The following is a 19,184-nucleotide window of genomic DNA, read 5'->3' as shown; positions in this document are numbered from 1 at the left end:
AACTTGAAAGGTTTCATCGTCCGTCCAAATACGCGAGCGCAGCCAAGGAAAGATTTCGGGAAACTCGTTTCAGCGAGTCGATAGACACCCACTCGTCGGGACCGTGGATTCCGCCTCCCTGCGGGCCGTAGATCACGGCCGCACTGCCGGCTGCAGCATAGAATGCGGAGTCGGCGACTGCTGGGAACCCGGTGACCTGTGGAGCACTTCCACTTGCTTCGACACTTTGGCTCAACGCTGTCACCAGGGAATCGTCGAAAGGTGTATCCATTGAGGGGAACCTAAGATCTGCCACCTCCCATTTCACCAGTGGAGGATTGTTCGCAGTCCAGTAGTGCTGCTTCGCCCAGGTGGACACGAAGTCCTCGAATTCCGCTCTGACAGAGTCGTCATCGCCCGGGATGAATTTGAGATCGAAGTCGATTGCGACGCTATCGGGTATCACAGCTGGATTGTTGAACAAGGTAGGTAGGCCCTGGCCGTCAAGTCCCGATCCTCCCCGAATGACTCCAGGCGAAATGGTGGTGATTCCCGGAGGCAAAAGGGGGTGAACTTTTGTAGCGGACCATTGCCTCTCCAGGCCGTTGACCGCTTGAAGAAAGTTCGAGGCCAAATCGATTGCATTTATGCTAGTGCCAGCATCTCGTTCAGGGGATTCGAAAGGCTGGGGGTAGATCTCAGCAAAGCGCCATCCTGCGTGCCCGCTTCGTCCTCGAATGGTGACGCGGACCCAATCGAGACCGCCTGCCGCAATCTGGATCTCTTCGTTGCTCGGTTCGCCCACAATGACTCCATCTGGCGCGAATTTCATGCGCGAGAGCAGATCTCTCGTTCCGAAGCCGCCTGCCTCTTCGTCGACGACAGTATGCATCCCTACTTTTCCGTCGATTTCGAAACCTGTGTCGTGCAAAGCCCGCAGCGCCAGCAGTGCGCTCGCGATTCCACCTTTCATGTCCATTGCCCCGCGGCCGTAAATGCGACCGTTGGACAGTGCTCCACTGAATGGAGGAAACGACCAGGACCGCTCGTCGCCCGCAGGAACCACATCGACGTGGCCGTTGAATGCTATCGTCCGGTCTGCTTCGGGATTCAGAGGTGTGTGCAAGTTGAGCCGGTCATCGGAAGCCGCGTAGAGAACGGGGTCCATTCCGAGTCTGTGGAGATAGTCTGCAATGTATTCTTGAACGTTCGCTTCGCCATATGGTGACTCCTCCGGATTGAACTTCGGGTTCACGGATGGAATCGAAATGAGATCCTGTGCGAGCTTGACGACGTCGTCGGCGTGGTCGTCAAACCACTGATGGAGCTTTGCATCGAGGCCTGGCGTTGGTTGCATTGTTAGTTTCCCTTCAGCTCGTCGCGCTGTTCGTGCTTGGTCGATGGACTATGGAAGTGGGAGCGGTGGCGGGTCTTGGAGCACTGATTGCGTACCCCACGATTGCGATGCTCATGGTCACCAAGGCTGGGAGGAACTGATCAGGGAGCGCGATGTAGACAATGGCTCCGACAGCTGTCCAGCAAACCGCGTGAATGTTCACGCCGTGTAAGTATCGATAGATGCCGTTCGGCTCGAAAAGTTGTGAGATGTCGATGGAGCCGCGCTTGATTACGAGATAGTCGGCAATCATCACGCCAGTGAGAGGCGCAAAGACGAGCCCTGAAGCACTCACTATGTCGGTGAAACGATTGGCGAGATCAGGTAAGCAAGACAGTACAATTCCGGCGAGTCCGACTGCCATTGTGGACGCTATTCGCCCTGCCCTGGGGATCAGATTGGCCAGCGCCAGTCCGCCGGTGTAAAGATTGAGAACGTTAATCGTCCAGTTTTCAAGGACTAAGACAACCAGGATGATTACGAGGACGATTGACCCGACATCGGATCCTCCTGCAACCTCGAAGGTATTGCCGCTCTTGCCTTGGCTCACCGCGGCACCGAATGCTCCGAACATAGCTGACAAGCCCGCCCCGATGATGGCGGCGCCGGCTGTTGACCACCACATCGCCCGTCGCGACTTGGTATAGCGACAGTAGTCGGCGGCGTCGGTTGCCTGACCTAGCCACGTGACGGCTACTGTATTCACCGTCACGAGGAATACAATCCATTGCGATGGGGATTGTGCGTTAAAGGAGAACACCTGAGCCATCCCCTCGCCACTGGCGTTGAGTAAGGCAATCGCGATGATTGGAAGACCTATCAACTTAACCGGAAAAGCGATCTGAGACAGCCAACTGAGGCTGCCGTACCCCATGACAGCCACCGCCAGTTGCAACATGCCGAAAACGACACACACGGCGATGAAGTTCATTCTTACGCCGGTGAGCCCATCGAAAGCAGCGATGATGCCGATTGCTCCCGCAGTAGTCTGCACAGCAAACCAAAACGCTGCGCTTAGGGCTCGAATGACAGACACGACCCACTTAGACGCAACTATGCCGAGAAAGCCTCGTGTCGAAACGATTCCTGGAATCCCATAGTCGACTCCGACAGTGGCGAGAACAATATAGGCCCCAAAAGCGACTGATATGCCGAGCAACGTCGCCGCGACGGCCTGGACGGGGGTGAGTCCGGATATGACGGCCAAGCCGCCGATCAGCATGAGCCCTGGATTGAGAAGAGTGTTCACAAGAATTTGGAACAGGTTCCAACCGGAAACGTTGCGTTGGCTTTGAGCGACGGGCTCAACCCCGTTGATCTCAACTAAACCTGGTGTCGAGGCGACCCGGTGTGCAGCCGTCAGCTCATTTGGTCTGTCCGCGGACCATTCAGTTGTCATTGCCGATCCTGTCTTGCGAGCGAAGGAAGGATGCGTCTGATGCGCGAAGTTCAAGGGGCATCGTTGCTCCAAAATGTAATTGCATTTACAGCATAGGACATTATGCCGAAAAATGTAACCAAACTTCCCGATCGGGCGTTTGATTCGACTCTGAGTGGTGGTGAGCTGCATTGGACTGCAGTGAGACCGTCCGATTTGCGCCTGTGCGCGAGCGCTCGTGGCGACCAGCCTTGCTATGAAGTACCTTCAGAAAACTTGAGGTGGGCGCGCGAACGGGCGGAGCTGACTTTATTTAGCCTCAGCACCTTAGTTGTTGCTCTAAAGGCATTTGAACGGCGCGGCGGTCGAGGGGCCGGGCCGGCGTTGTTCCCGAACGGGCGGGCCATTATAAATCGAAGGACCCTGTCGTTGACGGCTTAGGGTGCACGGATCTTCAGGTACGGACTTGCACACTTATGTCGTATTCGAGCAGCAGGTACGGGTCATCTTCGATATGGTCATCGCCAAGCGGGTGGATGATAAGTTCGGTTCCGGCGGTAAAGAGGGACCTTCTTGCCAGTGCCGCGGCATGGCCTGCGGACTAGAGGAGAGACCCCGAAAAGCAACTGCACTGACGCTGTCACCTACTTACGCCTAAGCTTCGGGATGGCGCCGCCGCAGAGCAGAGGCAGTTCCTGGGCTTGCGCGGTATTCTTGCCCATCATCTGCGCGGCCAATGGCCCAACTGGGAAACCATGTACGATGAGCTCCCGTCCAGGCCTCTTCGATTGATGCGCGAGCGCGGAGTAAGTACCCGGCCTCCTAGAAGTGAGATGTCTCGGCCATGGTGTTGGCGAAGGTTCTCAACGCGCAGGCATCGCGAAGGTTAACCGCGTGTCAGGCGGTTCTGCGTTTGGCGGCGGCTAGTCCGACCCATTGGCCAGTCACGACGTTACTTTACGATTCACGAAGAAGCCGGGCGCTGCGATTCGATCGGGCGAGCCTCTCTTCAATATTCTTCTGAGAGATACCTCATGCCGCGAACTATTGTCGTTGACGGGCTGTTGCTCAGCGGCAGTGAACGAGATCAGGGTCCGCATCATAATGAGGTCATTCATCGCAATGCGGATCCGGAACGAGCTCTGAGGGCTGGAGGGCGTGCAGGCATGTCCGATCTGCAGAGGCGGAGGTGGGGCGGGCCTCGTCGGCCACAGACCTTGATCCTGTCGCGCGCTTAATGCCCTTGCCCTTCTTCCACGCGAAGGGAACATGGTCAATTCTGAACTGGTCCGATCCTATGGTGGCGATGAGCTGTGAGCTGTGAGCTGGTGGCTAGTGTGGGCGGCGGGTCCCCAGTCGCCCAGGTCGACGAAGGCTGCGAAGTACGCGGCGATCCCGGGCAGAGGAGCCTCCGTCTGCGAGAACGAAACAGTGGTTCCGGCGGCGGCCCACTCGTTGAACCTCTGTCAGCCATGGGCGATGAAGATGGCGCCGAGGGAGATTCGGGGCGGTGGCGGTGATGATGCCAGGGGAGTTGTCGGAAAACCGGCCTTTGCGTACGTGCTAAGCTTCAGGGCTGGTTGAAAGTGCACCCACACGCTATGGGTGAGGATAGGAGGATCCGGAGCGCGCTTCCGCTGTCGATGGGGTGTCTGCTGGCAACGGCGATATGGCGCGGCGGTCCAAAGTGTGGAGGGAAGCGCACGCGGCTCGAATGCCAGCGAAACGGGATCTTCTCTCAGCTGCCGATCTCCTCGGAGGCCGCACGAGCGATGGTCGCCATGCGCTCGAGCGTGTCGATGACGGTGGTGCGCTCGGCTGTGGAGAGCTGTTCGGAGAGTGCGGCGGCATGGCGGTCCACCGGCGCGTAGATGGCTCTCAGTTCGTCGAACCGTTCAGATGCCGTCAGTGTGTGGGAGCGACGGTCGGTTTCGGCGACGTTCTTGCCCACCCAGCCTTCACGCTCCAGTCGCGCGAGGATTCCCGTCAGTGTCGCTCGGTGATAACCGGTCCGCTCTGCGAGGTGGGACGGAGTGCAGGGCCCGTCCCGATCGATGACATCGAGGATGTCGAGATCCCTAGGGTTGAGGCCGGCCGACATCGCCACCTTGTCATTGACGACCCTCAGCTCGATTCTGATCGCACGGATCGCGTCTCGCAGGCCCTGGTCGGCGGTCATCGGCGACGTCCTTCCTTCGTGGTGGTCGGCGCGACTGCCTTCCTCGCGTGAGCACTGTCCTCAGCCTCCGCGACCGTCGCGGCGGCGAGGTCGGGGCAAGTAGTGAACCCGTGGCTGGGGTGGTCGAAATCGACGGCGTAGTCGGAGACGTGATCGGCATCGATGAGGCGGCCAGGTCGCATGATCGTCCAGGCGATGTCATCGATCGAGCGGAGGTATTCCTCCATTCGTCGCATATCTGCATAGAGCGTGCGGCCGAGAACGTTCCGCAGGAACGGGAAGAGGAGGTGATCGGCCGCCCAATTCATCGGCGGTGGCGGGTAGGTGAGTCCAGAGCTGAAGACGACGAGGCGATCTCCTGCCGCGTGGCTTCGCATCGCCTCGACGATGGTGCGAGTGCCTGACGAATAGATCGAGATCGGTCGGCGCCCGTAAGGGGCACCCAGGGTCGAGATCACTGCGTCAGCCCCCGAGACCGCTTCTGCCACTCCTTCGCCGCTGTGGGCGTCGGCGCGAACGACGGTCAGGCGGTCGTTCGCCGGCAGGGGCAGGGGATCGCTGCGGCGGCTGACCGCCGTCACGGAATGCCCGGCTCGCAGAGCCTCACTGCAGGTCCAGAGTCCTGTCGGTCCAGCGGCACCGAAGATGGTGATGCGCATGATACGTCCTCTCGCTCGAAAGCGGACGACCATAGGCCTCAGGTCATGTGCCAGGGGTCAGCTCGACCGCTCAACTAATACGGAAAACAGACTAGTTTGGCAGAGGTTGGGCAAGAGCACGATCAGCGCTCGGCTCGTTTTTCGCAAGCGAGGCAGCGGCATCTGCATGGAAGACTCAGAACCCGTAGGCCGCGTCCCGCTCCTGACGGATCGAGGCAAAGGTGCGGGTGAGCACGATCGTGTCCTCGACGAGGCGGTCGAGGCGCTGAAGGACATCATGGCTGACGATCTCGCCGCGGTGCAGATCGCTCTCCTCGACGAACACATACGGCTGGACGACCTGCGCCTTCATGTAGGTCAGGATCGGGAGCAGGTGCTGAGCCGGAATGAGGTAGTGCTTCGACGATCCGGCCGTGGCGATGACGCCGACGACCTTGTCGAGGAAGGCACTCGTCGGCAGCAGATCGAAGACGTTCTTCAGAGCCGCAGGGATCGACGCCTGGAAGATCGGGGTGCCGATGATGATCGCATCGGCGTCCATGAGCTCCCTAGCCACCCGGCCGGTGTCTCCGGTGTACTCGGTGAAGTTCCGGCCGTCGGCAAAGACCATGTCCGCCTCGGCGAGGTCGATGACGCGGGCCTCGATGGTGGGGTCATAGGCGGCGACCGCCTCGGCGAGGTGATCGATCACGGTTCGGGTCTTCGTTCCGACGTTCGAGCCGGACAGCAGGACAAGCTTCACGAGTGGGCCTCCTCGGCGGAGTCGGATGCGGAGCCGGGGGACTCAGTCCCCGAATCCGCGGGTGCGGCAGCGGTGTACTTCTTCACGGCGGGCAGGATCTCGGTGCCGATGATCTCGATCTGCTTCATCACGTCCGCGTAGGCCATCCCGCCGAAGTCGACCTGCGCGAGGTAGCGCTGATGGCCGAACACCTCGTGCTGGCGGAGGATCTTCTCGATGATCTGCTGCGGGCTGCCGATGTTCGCGATGCTCGCCGGCTCGACGCTCTGGGCGAAGTGCTGCTTGGGCATGCCCTGCCCGTTGGTGCGCTTCATCCCTTCGTTGATGTGGGGGTACATTCCAGCCAATGCTTCCTGCGAGGTCTCGGCTGCGTGGAAGAACCCGGCCGTGGTGATCGGCAGGGTGGCAGGATCGAATCCGGCATGAGCGGCCGCGCGACGGTAGGCATCGACGGTGCCCTTGAACACCGAGGTGGTCCCGCCGAGGTGGGCCATGACCATGGGAACCCCGGCCAGTCCCGCCTTCACCGCGCTCGCCGGTGCTCCGCCGACCGCGCGCCAGATGCGCAGCGCCTGCCCGGTGGGGCGGGGGAGGACCTCGGCGTCGTTGAGCGGTGCCCGGAACCGACCGGACCAGGTCACCTGCTTCTCGCGGTTGATCTGGAGCAGCAGGTCGAGCTTCTCCTCGTACAGCTCTTCGTAATCGCGCAGGTCGTAGCCGAGGAGCTCGAACAGTCCGACCCGGGAGGCGCGTCCGGCGACGAGCTCGGCACGACCGCCGGAGATGAGATCGATCGTCGCGAAATTCTCGAACACCCGGACCGGGTCCGAGGTCGAGAGGATCGTCGAGGAGCTGCCGATGCGGATTCTATCCGTGGCTTGGGCGATCGCGCCGAGGATGACGGCATGGGCCTGCGAGGCGAAGAACTCCTGGTGGCTCTCGCCGAGGCTGAAGAAGTCGAGCCCGGCGGCCTCCGCGGCTTGGGCATAGCCGATGAATTCATGGATGCGCTGGCCTGCGTCGACGCGTGATCCGTCGTGCGGATCGGGCAGATGATCGCCGAGGCTGTAGATGCCGAACTGCAGCCCCTGACCTCGGTCGAGGCCGAATTCGTGCATGTAGTTCGGCTGCTGTGGCGGCGGGGACTCGGGTGCTCCGGAAGCCTGCGTCGGGTTGGTGTGCGGCTGCGTGGACTCGCTCAAGGTGTCTCCTCGTGATGGCGACGAAAATGTCATTTGCCATGTCAACTGAGACGGAGGCGGGATTATTCCCGCGTGCCTTGACCGCGCTTCCGACTGGTGTCGTAGAGCTTCTTCATGAGCGCGTGCAGCTGCGCCTTCTCATCTTCGGTGAGGGCATCGTCGAACAGAGATGACTGCTGCTGGAGCTGGGAGGGGAATGCGCGCTCGAGGAGTGCGCGGCCCTTGGTCGTGAGCGAGATGTGTTTGGTCTTCCAGTCCTGTTCGCGGGAGATGAGCCCTTCGGCCTCGAGGCGGGCGAGCATGCGGGAGATCCCTCCCCCGCTGACGGTCAGACCCTCGGCGAGAGCGGACTGGGTGATCGGTTCGAAGTTGCGGATGTGGGCGAGGGCCTCGAATTGGGCGACGGTGAGACCGAACTGGCGCAGGTGCTCATTCGACAGCTGGTTGCTGTTCTGGACGAAGCGGGCCATGCGCAGCCAGATGAGCGTGCTCAGGCTCAGATCCTCCACCATGGCTCCTTCTGCTGACTTCGTGCTCGCGATTCGTCCTCACATTACCTGGCTGCAGGTGAGGCAGGGAGTGGGCAGGGACGTAGCTGCAGGAGGGGGCTGTGGAGGCGCAACGCAAACGGTGGTCACCATCGGATACTTTCCGGCAAGGGGAAGTGTCCGATGGTGACCACCGTTTGGCCTAGGCGAAGAGTCCGGCCCGGATTCTCAGGCGTCTGCGGCCACGGCGCGAGATGCACTCGAGCGTTTGCGGCCCGTGCCTTTCTTGTCGGCGAAGAGGAGGCGGTCGACGCTCAGACGGCCGGGACCTGCGGCGGCAATCAGCAGGGCACCGGCGGCCAGTGCGGCGACGAGCTCCCAGCCGCCCTGGTCGACGAACGGGGTCGGTGTGAGATGGACGATGACGAGGGCGCCGATGACATTGGCCGCCAGCAGGAATCCGACGATGGGAGTGAGCGCGCCGAGGATGAGCAGTGCTCCGCCGATGAGTTCGACGAAGGTCGCAACCGGGGCCGCGATATCGGCCATTGGCACTCCCATCTGCGCAAACGAATCGCTCGTTCCGGCGATGGTCCACTCGTTGAACTTCTGCCAACCGTGGGCGATGAAGATCGCGCCGAGGCCTATCCGGGCAATGAGAGTGATGATGTCGCGGGCAGAGGTCGGCAGTCCGGTCGTTGCGTACACGGTGATCTCCAAGATTGGTTGAAATTGCAATCACACGTTATTGGTCGAGTATGGCAAGAGGCTGAACGTCAGGAGGAAATCGAGGCGGATCGACCGATCAAGCCCAGCGACGAGAGTATTACCGTGGGCGAGACTCATGTCGCTGCTCGCGAGACCCGGTACTCACCTCGGCGTTGGGCGGTCTCACCGGCTCCGGTGTCGGTCTGACCCACTTCGGTGGGCGGGGTCTGTGTGGAAAAGGCAGGCGGGCGTTCCGCACCCGGCTCGGAGGCGCGGGCGAAGGCGAGGACGATGCCGACCCCGGTCAGCGTGGCGACGAGCGACGACCCGCCATAGGAGACGAGGGGCAGCGGCACCCCGATGACCGGCAGCAGGGTGGTCACCACTCCCATATTGATGAGTGCCTGGCCCACAACCCAGGCGAGAACACTCGCGCCCAGGATCTTCGTCCGCCGGTTCCGGCTCATCAGGGAGGCGCGGATGAGCCCGATGGCGATGAGACCGAACAGAGCGACGACTGCCAGCGTCCCGAATAGGCCGATCTCCTCGCCGACGATGGCGAAGATGTAGTCGGTGTGGGCCTCGGCCAGCCAGAACCACTTCTCGCGACTGGCCCCGAGTCCGACGCCCGTCCATCCGCCGGAGGCGAGGGCGAACAGGCCGTGGCTGGACTGCCAGTGCTGGCCCAGGGCCTCGGCCTCGCTCTGCGAATCACCCGCGAACATCGCGCGCACCCGTGCCATCCGATAGGGGCTCGAGGTGACCAGCAGTGTGACGGCCACGGAGATGACTCCGAAGGCGATGACGAAGTACCGCTTCGGCACCCCGGAGACGAACAGCGCGGCCAGTCCCATGAGCATAAGCACCAAGGTCGTGCCGAGGTCGCCTCCGATGAGGATGAATCCGGCGGCGACGATGACGGGGCTGAGAGTGAGCAGGAGCCTCCGGGGACGGTAGTGCTGGGAGGTCAGGTGTGTCAGAGCCACGGCGAACCAGACCGCCAGGATGGGCTTGAACAGCTCGGAGGGCTGCGCCTGCAGGCCCCCGATCCGCAGCCAGTTCGTGCTGCCGTTCACCGTTGTTCCCAGCCCCGGTACCAACGGCAGTGCGAGCAGCAGCAGGCCCGCACCCATGAGCGGCCAGGCCAGCCTCTCCCAGGCCCGCACGGGGGTGAGCGCGGCGAGGGTCATCATCGTCAGTCCGGCGATCGCGAAGAGCCCCTGCCGCACGAACACGGAGAAGGAGGAGGTTCTGGTGCCGTCGTACGCGGTGATCGACGTCGCCGAGAGCACCATGAGCAGACCGAGGGCGACCAGGCACAGACAGGCTGCGACCAACATCGTCGTTCCCGGCAATAGGCGCGGCGGCCGCTTCAGCAGCTTTCGCAGGGGGAGTTGCTTCGACGGCGGCTCAGCGCCCGCCGAGCCCACGCTTCTCTCGCGACCGTCCATACATCCTCGCTGACTTCATCCGCTGTGACCGACCACCATTTCAGGAGTCCGCGTAAACATGCAAGTCGAGTTGTGATGAACTTCTGTCCGGATCGGATGCGGAGATGAGGCCGGGCCAGGCAGAGGCGTGAGACGTAGGATGGAATTGTGAGCACTCCAACGAACGTGACCGACTCCGCCTCCAGCCCTCGGTGCAACGCCCTCCTCGGGGCAGGACGCAAGGCTGCCGTCATCATCGCGTCCACCTCGGCGGCCAGAGGCGAAGCCGCGGATACCACCGGCCCGATCCTCGTCGAGTGGCTGCGTGGCCGCGGCTACGAAACACCCGAGGCCATCGTCGTCCGCGACGGCGAGCCCGTCGGCCAGGCCCTGCGCGAACTCCTCGTCGACACCCCGGAGGCCGATCGCCCCCGCTTCATCGTCACCAGCGGCGGCACTGGCTTGGCACCCGATGACCGCACCCCGGAGTTCACTGCCGAACTTCTCGAACGCCAATCCCCGGGCCTCATCTATGCGATGTGGCGCAAGGGACTGGAATCGACCTCCTCGGCGGTGATGAGCCGCGGAGTCGCTGGAGTGCGTGGTCGCAGCTTCGTCATCAACTTCCCTGGTTCGAAGGGTGGGGTCAAGGACGGAATCACCGTCATCGATGACCTCCTCGAACACATTCAGACCTCCGTCGAGGACACCACCGACCATGGTCCTCGGGTCTGAGAGAGGAACGAGAACATGCAGATGCGCAAGTCCGTGCGAGCCCGGGTCTATAAGTTCGACGCCACCGGTGAGGTCTCGGCCGGCCCGGATTCTCTGGCGGGGGAGGAGCCCCTGGAGGTCCAGCTGGGCGGTGAGCCGTACACGGTGACCATGCGCACCGCCGGCCACGACGTGGAATTGATCGCCGGCTACCTGCTCTCCGAGGCGGTCGTGACTTCGATGGACGATATCGAAGAGGTCAACTTCTCTGCCGGAATCGCCCCCGACGGCAGCCGGAACTACAACGTCGCGCAAGTGCGTCTGACCCCGGGGACCTGGAATCCGGAGACGGCGCCGGCCCGCAACGTCTACACCTCATCGTCGTGCGGAATCTGTGGAACCGCGGCCGCCGATGCCGTGACGAAGACCTCTGCTTTCCCCCTTATTCCCGCCGCCTTCCACGTCGAGGATCACGGGGAATACGAGTTTCCACAGCTGCTCTCGGCTGCCCGCATCGGCGAACTGCCCGATCGTCTGCGGCAGACGCAGGAGATCTTCGACAAGACTGGCGGAGTCCACGCAGCTGCCCTCTTCGCCGTCGGCGAGGACCCGAACGCAGAACCCGAACTGCTCGTCGGGCGTGAGGATGTCGGTCGGCACAATGCTGTGGACAAGGTCATCGGCTGGGCCATGGCCAACCGGGGACTGCCGCTGCGGTCAACCGTCCTGCAGGTGTCCGCACGGGCATCGTTCGAACTCGTCCAGAAGTGCGCGATGGCCGGCATCCCGATGATGTCCGCGGTGAGCGCTCCCTCGGCGATGGCTGTCGACTACGGCAAGGATGTCGGCGTCAGCGTCATCGGCTTCAACCGCAAGGGAAAGTTCAACGCGTACTCGTACCCCGAGCGCGTGGCCTGACTTCGCCGAGGCGGCGCCGCAATTCCAGTGTTAGATTCACTGGCATGGACATCAATGACGATCCAGCCCTGAACATCGCGCAGGCCCGTGCCGAATGGGATGTGCAGCGTACCTTCCTCGACTCCTGCTCCTACGGTCCGCCGCCTCGGCGGGGGTGGGAGGCGATGCAGCGATCGCTCGACGAATGGAGGGCCGGCAGCGTTCCCTGGCAGACGTGGGCGGAATCCGTCGATGCCAGTCGGGAGCTGTTCGGTCGCCTCGTCGGTGCGCCCGCCGGTCAGGTGGCCACCGGGGCGGCCGTGTCCCAGCTGCTCGCCCCGATCGCCGCGGCCCTGCCCGACGGTGCGGAGGTCCTCATCCCCGACTTCGAGTTCACCTCCGGGGTCTACCCGTTCGCCGTCCATGCCGACCGCGGGGTGCGAGTGCGCACCGCGCCGCTGGCCACCCTCGCCGAGGCGGTCGATGAGTCCACGGCCCTCGTGTCATTCTCCGCCGCACAGTCGGCTACCGGCGAGGTCGCCGACATCCCGGCGATCACACGTCGCGCCCGCGAGGTCGGGGCCATTACGGTCCTCGACGGAACACAGGCGGCCGGATGGCTGCCGCTCGACGCGAAACAGGTCGATTTCCTCGCCGTCGCCGCCTACAAATGGCTGTGCGCCCCACGCGGAACCGCCTTCCTCACGCTGCCCACTCGAGACTCGGCGGCCGACGCCCCCGAAACCGCTGACACCTCCGATACTGTCGGCACCGACCACCTGTGCCGCGACGACTTCTTCGGTCGGCTCAAGCCTCTGGCCGCAGGCTGGTTCGCGGCTGGCGCTGGAGCGAGCTACGGGATGCCGATGCACCTGGCTGACGGTGCCCGAGCCTTCGATATCTCACCGGCCTGGCACTCGTGGGTCGGCGCGGCTCCGGCGCTTGAGCTGCTCCTGGAGATCGGCATCGACCAGATCCACACTCACGACCTCGCCCTGGCCAACCGGTTCCGGGCTGGGCTCGGTCTGGGAGAGTCGGACTCGGCCATCGTCACGATCGACCTCGACGCAGGTCAACGTTCATGGCCCGGCGCACTCGACCGACTCGACGCGGCCGGGGTGCGGTACTCGCAGGCCGGAGGCAATATGCGCTTCGGATTCCACCTCTACAACGACGAGGCAGATGTCGATACGGCGCTCAACGCTGTGACAGGCACCGTGACTTCCTGACAGGCGCTGCTGTCCCACACCCGGACCCGTCCAGCGCTGAGCCCCGCGGAATTCGATAACGCAGCCATAACGATCGACTGGCCGTTGTCCGGCGGCGGACAGTCACCCGGCCCCACTGGTCGGGGCAGGGCGGCCTTTGTGAACGAACTGCAACATTCAACGGTTTCTTCATGTGGCGATCGGAGCGCGAACTCGGGGCTAATCTTGTTTTCGGTGCCTGTCCGGTGTGAACGGGACGGGCACGACTGACAGACCAACGCGCATCACGACCGTACCTGCGGCGATGCCGAGAACGAGATGGAGTGACGATGACCTACACCCTGCAGGCCGTTGAGAACTCGGATGAGAAGACAGACCTGGTCAAGCGGTTCCGGACCGGGACGCTCATCGTCATCGTCGCCGCCGTACTGGGTGGGCTGCTGGCATGGAACGAACAGCACCCCATGGCGGTGGCACTCGCCATCCTCGTCGCCGGTGCCGGCATCCTCGGCGTCGATATCGCGGTGGCCTACCGGTCCGCGGTGCGACGCTCGAAGGCCTGAGCCCCGCACCCGTGCCCGTCGAAGCGCTGAGACACGGCAGCTGAGACGCCACGACAGCCGCCGTCCTCCTCCGGCTAGCATGCTGACTTGAAGCATGCGCGCGACAGGAGGTGAGCGATGACCAGCCACGACCAGAAGACTCCGGGCATCGGACTGCTCAGCGTCCTCCTCGGCGCCGTGGCCGCCGGACCGATCCTGCTCTACGGGCTCAGCGCCACAAGCGACTCGATCATCGCCGAAATCGGCATCTCCGAGGCCCACTTCGGACTCCTGGCCACCACCTGCTTCGGCGCCGCGGCCATCGGCAGCGCCACCCTGGGCAGGCTCGCCGATCGCCACTCCGACCTCTCGCTCATGGCGTTCATCTTCGTCCTCTCCGCACTCGCCCTGCTCCTGGTGGCCGTGCCCGACGGGTTCTGGATGCTCCTCATCGCCGCCGGCCTGTCCGGCATCGCCCAGTCCTTCCCCAACGGGGTGACCAACCGGATCCTGCTCGAACGCGTGCCCACCGTCCGGCGAATCGGCTGGGTCGGCATCAAACAGTCCGGAGTTCAGGTCAGCCAGCTCGTCGCGAGCCTGCTCTTCCCCGTCCTCGCAATCGGAATCGGCTGGCGCGGCGCAGCCCTGACCGCAGCCGTCATCCCGCTCATCCTCCTCGCCATCACCTGGCATTCCCTGCGCACCACACCGCTGCTGCCCACCGCGCCCTCGAAGGTCGGCACCGACACCCCCACCGAGGCGGCCGACACCGGCGTTCCCACCGAGGATGCCCACACCAACGCCTCCACCGAGGTGGCCGACCGTCCCGCTGAACCGGCCCCCACGCGTCCGGCGAGGCATCCGGGGATGGTGTGGGCGCTCGCCGCCTTCGGACTCATCAACGGCATCGGCGTGCAGGCGACGAACGTGTACATGCCCCTCTTCGCCGTGCGTGAGATGGGCTTCTCCCTCGTCCTCGGCGGTGCCACGGCGGCACTGGCCGGCGTCATCGGCGTCATCGCGCGTGTGACCTGGGCCAGGCGGATGGCCAAAGGCGCCTCGGGTGCCCACCTGCTGCTCACGCTCGCCCTCATCGCCTTGGCCGGGGCGGTCCTCTTCTTCGTCGCCGAGGCCACCGGGTGGGCGGCATTTCTCTGGCTGGCCGTGGCCTTCCACGGCATCTCCGCGCTCGGGGTCTCCGTGGTGCTCATGGCCGCGCTCATGCGGGTCATCCCGGCGGCTTCGATGGCCTCGGCCAGTGGGATGGTGACGGCCGGAATGTTCTTCGGCTTCGCGCTCGGGCCGCTGCTCATGGGTGTCATCGTCGGTTCGCCCGGCGGGTTCGAACTCGGCTGGATCGCCGTAGGTGCCACCTATCTGCTGTGCACGCTGCTCGCTCTCGTACTCATCCGCGTGAATTCTCGGGGTCGGCGATGAACGACGGTGGTGATGGCAGGTGGTGAACAGCACCGCCTGTCGTCAGTGATCATCAGCCGGTGCAGGGGAAGGCGCGCAGAGGTGCGGACCGTACGAATCAGGTCAGCTGCAGATGCAGCAACGGGTACGGTCGTCCGGCGTCGTCGGTTTCGCTGCGACGGACAACGTGGAAACCTCGACGGGTATAGAACTCCACAGCTTGGCGATTCTGTTCATTCACGTCGACGTTCCTGACGCCGTGGTCTTCGACTGCGTGGCTGAGAAGCCTCGTGCCGATACCTGTGCCGCGTTGCTTCGCGTCGATGAACAGCATCTCCAGGTTTCCGTCGAGGACGCCGGAGAATCCCACCGGTCGACCATTCAGCTCTGCGACAGTGAGCGAAACGGCGGGGAAGTAGTCAGACTCCAGATGGGATTCGATCTCATCGCGGTCCGGCTCGGCAAGGAAATCGTGGGTCGCGTCGACCGCGCTTCGCCAGATGGCGACGAGGGGCGCAAAGTCTTCTGGTCCGTGTGACGGCCGAATTCTCAGTTCACCCGCGCTGAGGTCTGGCTGCTCACTCATGTCTCCATTATGGCAGGGGTCTCCGTGGTGCTCATCCGTGCGAGCAGTCGGCACAGGAGGTGAGCCGCGAGCCTGATCGGTGCAGGCGCACTGCCCGCATTCTCACCCCACCAGCTGGAGCGTCTCCTCGACCACGACGATCGTGGCGATGAAGAGGACGAAGACACCGAATCCTCTGCGCAGATCACCGTCTGGAATCCGCGTGCTGAGCCAGAAGCCGAGGAACGATCCGGCGACGGCAAGCGCAGTGATGGTGAGTCCCAGTCCCCAGTCGAGGGGAGTCGAGAGCACATAGCCGGCCAGGCCGGACGCGGACTGCATGGTGATGACGAGCAGGGACGTCGCCACTGCCAGTCTCATGGGCAACCGCGCCAGGAGCGCGAGCGCGGGCACGATGAGAAAGCCGCCCCCGGCTCCGACGAACCCGGACACCAGCCCGACGACGGCTCCGGTGATGATGATCTTGACCACCGGCAGCCTCGCCGATTCCTCGCCGTCGGAGCTCTCACGCCTGCCGCGGATCATCGCCACCGCGGCGGCGATCATGACGGCGGCGAAGGAGAACATGAGGATCGGTGAGGGCACGGCGCTGCCGAGTCGGCCGCCGACGAAGGCTCCCGCCATCGCGGCGATGCCGAAGATGATTCCCGTCCGCCACTGCACCCTCCTCTTCAGGGCGTGCATGGTGAGACTGACCGCCGAAGTGACGCCGACGATGAGCAGTGACGTCGGAATCGCCTGCACCGGCTCCAGGCCGGTGATGTAGGTCAGCACCGGCACGGCGAGGATGGCGCCGCCGCCACCGAGCAGGCCGAGGGAGATGCCGATGAGCAGAGCGAGGGCGAACGTGATGATGAGTGAGATGTCCATGAGTTCCCGAATCCGGGCGCAGCTGCGCATCCGGCGGTGCGATCATCCGCCGGATGCGCGGGGGTGCCGATCTACTTCTGGGCGGCCTGCCAGCCGAGGTAGCTGCCCTCGAGCTCGACGACGTGATGGCCGGCACGGCGCAGGGCGCTGGCGGCCACGGAATTGCGCACACCGCTGCGGCAGAACGTCACGACAGTGCCGCCCTCCTTTGGCAGCTGGTCCTGGTGCCACAGCACTCTGCCCGCACTGAGCTGCTGCGCCCCTGGGATGGTGCCGTCGGCGAACTCGGAGGCATTGCGCACATCGAGAAGCAGATCGTAGTCCGTCGACTCCAGGGCATCGGGCGAAACGAGTTCGGGGATGACGATGGGCAGGCCGTCGAGACCGGTGACGAAGCCGGCGACCTCGTCGATGCCGACGCGGATGAGATGGTCCCAGACCATCTGAGCGATATCGCGGTTGGCGGCGAGGAGGACGAGCGGCTGCGAATCGGACTCGGGATCGTAGGCCCAGCCGGCATGTGTGGCCGGTTTGTTGAACGCTGGGACATTGATCGATCCGGGCACGGTTCCGCGATGGACCTCGTGCTGGTCACGGGTGTCGACGAAGACCGCGGTCCCGTCCTCGACATCCTTCTTCACAGTCTCTGCGTCGAGCTCGGGCAGGGGGCTCCGGTGTCCGAGGACCGCCGGCCCGTCACGGTTCTGGCGCTTCATCCGCCCGAAGTAGGCCGGAGCGTCGGGCTGGCCGGCCAGCAGCTCGTCGATGAAACCCTGTTCGTCGTCATCTGCGACGTAGCGGCTCCACCAGGCGAAGTTCCGCTCGTAGCCGACCGTGGTCGTGGGCACGGCTCCGAGAGCCTTGCCACAGGCGCTGCCGGAACCGTGCGCCGGGTAGATCTGGACGTAGTCGGGCAGGGCCAGGAGTTTGTCACGCAGACTGGCGAACATCTGCTTGGCACCTTCGTACCGGGTGTCGACCCCACCGGCGGCCTCGTCGAGCAGGTCCGGTCGGCCGAGATCGCCGACGAAGACGAAGTCGCCGGTGAACAGGTAGCCGGGCTCGTCGGCGGCGGCACCGTCCGTGAGCTTGAAGGTCAGGTGCTCGGGGGTGTGGCCGGGGGTGTGGTCGACCGCAAGGGTGAGGTTGCCGACCGTGATGGTGTCGCCGTCGCGAAGGCGCCGGCCGTCGAATCCGTACTGCCAGTCCGCTCCGCCCTCGCCGGAGAGATGGACGGCTGCCCCGGTCGCCTGAGCCAGTTCACGTGTTCCCGACAGGTAGTCGGCGTGGATGTGGGTCTCGGTGACGTGCGCGATGCGCATGCCGTTGGCCTCGGCGAGGTCGAGGTAGACCTGGACGTCTCTGCGGGGGTCGATGACGATGGCGTCATTCGTCTGCTGGCAGCCGATGAAGTAGCTGGCCTGGGAGAGGTCTTCGTCGTAGATGCGTTCGAGAAGCATGATGTGTCCTTCGTGAGTGTTCGGAGAGTCTGTTGGCGATGGAGTGGGCCGGGGGAGGCGGCTGCAGGTTCTGCGCCGCTCTGCGTCAGGGTCAGGCGCGACCCTTGAGGATGAGGTTCCAGTACATGGCGGGCAGGCCGTAGCGTTTGAGATACCACATGTCGCGCCGTTCATGTGTGGTGTCGATGAACGGGATGCTCGGTGCCGGCTGCATGCTGTAGTCGAACTCGGCCAGAAGCATGGTGCTCCGCGAGGTCGTGATCGGGCATGAGGCGTAGCCTTCGTAGCGCGTCATCAGCGGGCGGTGCTCCATGGCGGCCAGGAGATTGTCGACCAGGACCGGGGCCTGCTTTCTGATGGCGGCGCCGGTCTTCGAATTCGGCGTCGAGCCGGCATCGCCGAGAGAGAAGATCTCCGGCCACCGAGTGTGCTGCAGGGTGTTGGGATCGACGTCGACGTAGCCGTTCGGATCGTCGGCTTTCGCCACCGGACTGTTCTTGATCCAGTCGGGTGCGGACTGCGGTGGCACGACATGGAGCAGGTTGTAATCGACCTCGTCGCTCGTGTCGTGGGCGTTGTCCGTGATGGTCACCGTCTGCGCGGTCGAGTCGATCGCAGTGACCTCGCTGCTCAGCCGCACTTCGATGCCGTAGCGCTTGACTGCCTTGTCGAGTTCCGCGGAGAAGACGGGAACGCCGAACATTGCAGGGGTCGGCAGGACGAGGACGATTCGGATCGCATCGAGCACGCCCTGCTGACGCCAGTAGTCGGCGGCGAGGTAGGCGATCTTCTGCGGTGCCCCTGCACACTTGATCGGCCCTGAGGGCATGGTGAACACGGCGGTTCCCTGCCGCAGACCCTTGATGAGCTTCCATGTCTTCGGTGCCAGATCGAATCGGTAGTTGCTCGAGACGTTCGCGGTCTCGATGGCATCGGCCATTCCGGGGATGCGATCCCAATCGAGCTGGAGGCCCGGGCTGACGACGAGGTAGTCGTAGCTGACCTCTGCTTCGGAGGCGAGGGTGAGCCTGCGCTCGTCGGGGTGGATCTGTGTGGCCGCGTCCTTGATCCAGGCCACGCCCTGGGGCATCACCTCGGCCTGCGGGCGCGCGCTCTCGCTGCGATCGGCCGCACCGCCGCCGACGAGCGTCCACAGCGGCTGGTAGAAGTGTTCGGCCTGCGGTTCGATGACGGCGACATCGTCCTGACCGGCGTTGCGCAGTCGTGCCGCCACGCTGAGCCCGGCGTTGCCTCCGCCGATGATGACGATCCTGTGATGCATTCCCACGGTCGCTTCCCCCTGAACTGTTCGAGACGGTGCCACCGACGA

General features: G+C 63.9%; 18 protein-coding genes. 5 read left to right on the top strand and 13 right to left on the bottom strand.

All coding sequences use genetic code 11. The features are described 5' to 3' along the window. Positions 1–13: 13 nt before the first annotated feature. The 9 genes from FHG09_RS10360 to ftsW form a co-directional block, all read right to left on the bottom strand. Positions 14–1,336 carry a M20 family metallopeptidase gene (locus FHG09_RS10360; RefSeq protein WP_152347557.1) on the bottom strand — a complete coding sequence of 441 codons (1,323 nt, stop codon included), beginning with the start codon at positions 1,334–1,336 and terminating at the stop codon, positions 14–16. A gap of 13 nt (positions 1,337–1,349) precedes the next feature. Beyond that, positions 1,350–2,774, bottom strand: coding sequence for a purine-cytosine permease family protein (locus FHG09_RS10355; RefSeq protein ID WP_193627355.1), 1,425 nt, complete (start codon positions 2,772–2,774; stop codon positions 1,350–1,352). A gap of 1,717 nt (positions 2,775–4,491) precedes the next feature. After that, entirely contained in the window at positions 4,492–4,932 is a 441-nt protein-coding gene (locus tag FHG09_RS10350; protein ID WP_152347555.1) for a MarR family winged helix-turn-helix transcriptional regulator, read from the bottom strand. After that, positions 4,929–5,591: an NAD(P)-dependent oxidoreductase gene (locus tag FHG09_RS10345; RefSeq protein WP_193627354.1), complete on the bottom strand. Its 663-nt coding sequence runs from the start codon at positions 5,589–5,591 to the stop codon at positions 4,929–4,931. The genes FHG09_RS10350 and FHG09_RS10345 overlap by 4 nt, the downstream gene beginning before the upstream one ends. A 175-nt stretch (positions 5,592–5,766) precedes the next feature. Beyond that, positions 5,767–6,333 (bottom strand): NADPH-dependent FMN reductase, encoded by a 567-nt coding sequence (locus FHG09_RS10340; RefSeq protein ID WP_152347553.1) that lies wholly within the window; start codon positions 6,331–6,333, stop codon positions 5,767–5,769. Continuing rightward, positions 6,330–7,535 (bottom strand): LLM class flavin-dependent oxidoreductase, encoded by a 1,206-nt coding sequence (locus FHG09_RS10335; protein ID WP_227492693.1) that lies wholly within the window; start codon positions 7,533–7,535, stop codon positions 6,330–6,332. The genes FHG09_RS10340 and FHG09_RS10335 overlap by 4 nt, the downstream gene beginning before the upstream one ends. Positions 7,536–7,597: 62 nt before the next feature. Further along, on the bottom strand, positions 7,598–8,047 hold the full coding sequence (locus tag FHG09_RS10330; protein WP_227492692.1) for a MarR family winged helix-turn-helix transcriptional regulator: 450 nt from the start codon (positions 8,045–8,047) through the stop codon (positions 7,598–7,600). Positions 8,048–8,251: 204 nt separating this feature from the next. Further along, on the bottom strand, positions 8,252–8,731 hold the full coding sequence (locus FHG09_RS10325; protein ID WP_152347552.1) for a DoxX family protein: 480 nt from the start codon (positions 8,729–8,731) through the stop codon (positions 8,252–8,254). Positions 8,732–8,865: 134 nt separating this feature from the next. Next, entirely contained in the window at positions 8,866–10,071 is a 1,206-nt protein-coding gene (ftsW, locus tag FHG09_RS10320) for a putative lipid II flippase FtsW (protein ID WP_193627353.1), read from the bottom strand. A 258-nt stretch (positions 10,072–10,329) separates the two neighbouring features. Here ftsW and FHG09_RS10315 point away from each other — a divergent pair, with 258 nt between their 5' ends. From FHG09_RS10315 to FHG09_RS10295, 5 genes are all read left to right on the top strand, one after another. Further along, on the top strand, positions 10,330–10,896 hold the full coding sequence (locus FHG09_RS10315; protein ID WP_152347550.1) for a MogA/MoaB family molybdenum cofactor biosynthesis protein: 567 nt from the start codon (positions 10,330–10,332) through the stop codon (positions 10,894–10,896). A 15-nt stretch (positions 10,897–10,911) separates the two neighbouring features. Further along, complete coding sequence (fdhD, locus tag FHG09_RS10310; RefSeq protein WP_152347549.1) at positions 10,912–11,793, top strand: formate dehydrogenase accessory sulfurtransferase FdhD; 882 nt, start codon at positions 10,912–10,914, stop codon at positions 11,791–11,793. 44 nt (positions 11,794–11,837) lie between these two features. Next, positions 11,838–13,001 (top strand): aminotransferase class V-fold PLP-dependent enzyme, encoded by a 1,164-nt coding sequence (locus FHG09_RS10305; RefSeq protein ID WP_152347548.1) that lies wholly within the window; start codon positions 11,838–11,840, stop codon positions 12,999–13,001. 308 nt (positions 13,002–13,309) lie between these two features. Next, the gene (locus FHG09_RS10300) at positions 13,310–13,543 is read left to right on the top strand and encodes a hypothetical protein (RefSeq protein WP_152347547.1); all 234 of its coding nucleotides are present in this window, start codon (positions 13,310–13,312) and stop codon (positions 13,541–13,543) included. A gap of 117 nt (positions 13,544–13,660) precedes the next feature. Then, a complete protein-coding gene (locus tag FHG09_RS10295; RefSeq protein WP_152347546.1) occupies positions 13,661–14,959 on the top strand; it encodes an MFS transporter in 1,299 nt (432 codons plus the stop codon). Positions 14,960–15,056: 97 nt separating this feature from the next. Here FHG09_RS10295 and FHG09_RS10290 read toward each other — a convergent pair whose 3' ends face one another. The 4 genes from FHG09_RS10290 to FHG09_RS10275 form a co-directional block, all read right to left on the bottom strand. Further along, positions 15,057–15,524, bottom strand: a complete 468-nt coding sequence (locus tag FHG09_RS10290; RefSeq protein ID WP_152347545.1) for an acetyltransferase — start codon at positions 15,522–15,524, stop codon at positions 15,057–15,059. A gap of 102 nt (positions 15,525–15,626) precedes the next feature. After that, positions 15,627–16,394, bottom strand: a complete 768-nt coding sequence (locus FHG09_RS10285; protein WP_227492691.1) for a sulfite exporter TauE/SafE family protein — start codon at positions 16,392–16,394, stop codon at positions 15,627–15,629. 71 nt (positions 16,395–16,465) lie between these two features. Further along, the gene (locus FHG09_RS10280; protein WP_152347543.1) at positions 16,466–17,854 is read right to left on the bottom strand and encodes an MBL fold metallo-hydrolase; all 1,389 of its coding nucleotides are present in this window, start codon (positions 17,852–17,854) and stop codon (positions 16,466–16,468) included. 91 nt (positions 17,855–17,945) lie between these two features. Next, positions 17,946–19,142 (bottom strand): FAD/NAD(P)-binding oxidoreductase, encoded by a 1,197-nt coding sequence (locus FHG09_RS10275; protein WP_227492690.1) that lies wholly within the window; start codon positions 19,140–19,142, stop codon positions 17,946–17,948. Positions 19,143–19,184 lie beyond the last annotated feature (42 nt).

This window comes from Brevibacterium sp. CFH 10365 (assembly GCF_009299785.1).
GTDB classification, from domain to species: domain Bacteria; phylum Actinomycetota; class Actinomycetes; order Actinomycetales; family Brevibacteriaceae; genus Brevibacterium; species Brevibacterium limosum.
Note: the sequence above shows the minus strand (reverse complement) of the source record. Positions and strands in the feature narration are given on the sequence as shown.

What these genes read in the sequence shown, in the direction of transcription:
- FHG09_RS10360 (WP_152347557.1), bottom strand. Translation starts at nt 1,336, where the DNA reads ATGCAACCAACGCCAGGCCTCGATGCAAAGCTCCATCAGTGGTTTGAC.
- FHG09_RS10355 (WP_193627355.1), bottom strand. Translation starts at nt 2,774, where the DNA reads ATGACAACTGAATGGTCCGCGGACAGACCAAATGAGCTGACGGCTGCA.
- FHG09_RS10350 (WP_152347555.1), bottom strand. Translation starts at nt 4,932, where the DNA reads ATGACCGCCGACCAGGGCCTGCGAGACGCGATCCGTGCGATCAGAATC.
- FHG09_RS10345 (WP_193627354.1), bottom strand. Translation starts at nt 5,591, where the DNA reads ATGCGCATCACCATCTTCGGTGCCGCTGGACCGACAGGACTCTGGACC.
- FHG09_RS10330 (WP_227492692.1), bottom strand. Translation starts at nt 8,047, where the DNA reads ATGGTGGAGGATCTGAGCCTGAGCACGCTCATCTGGCTGCGCATGGCC.
- ftsW (WP_193627353.1), bottom strand. Translation starts at nt 10,071, where the DNA reads ATGTTGGTCGCAGCCTGTCTGTGCCTGGTCGCCCTCGGTCTGCTCATG.
- fdhD (WP_152347549.1), top strand. Translation starts at nt 10,912, where the DNA reads ATGCAGATGCGCAAGTCCGTGCGAGCCCGGGTCTATAAGTTCGACGCC.
- FHG09_RS10305 (WP_152347548.1), top strand. Translation starts at nt 11,838, where the DNA reads ATGGACATCAATGACGATCCAGCCCTGAACATCGCGCAGGCCCGTGCC.
- FHG09_RS10300 (WP_152347547.1), top strand. Translation starts at nt 13,310, where the DNA reads ATGACCTACACCCTGCAGGCCGTTGAGAACTCGGATGAGAAGACAGAC.
- FHG09_RS10295 (WP_152347546.1), top strand. Translation starts at nt 13,661, where the DNA reads ATGACCAGCCACGACCAGAAGACTCCGGGCATCGGACTGCTCAGCGTC.
- FHG09_RS10290 (WP_152347545.1), bottom strand. Translation starts at nt 15,524, where the DNA reads ATGAGTGAGCAGCCAGACCTCAGCGCGGGTGAACTGAGAATTCGGCCG.
- FHG09_RS10285 (WP_227492691.1), bottom strand. Translation starts at nt 16,394, where the DNA reads ATGGACATCTCACTCATCATCACGTTCGCCCTCGCTCTGCTCATCGGC.
- FHG09_RS10280 (WP_152347543.1), bottom strand. Translation starts at nt 17,854, where the DNA reads ATGCTTCTCGAACGCATCTACGACGAAGACCTCTCCCAGGCCAGCTAC.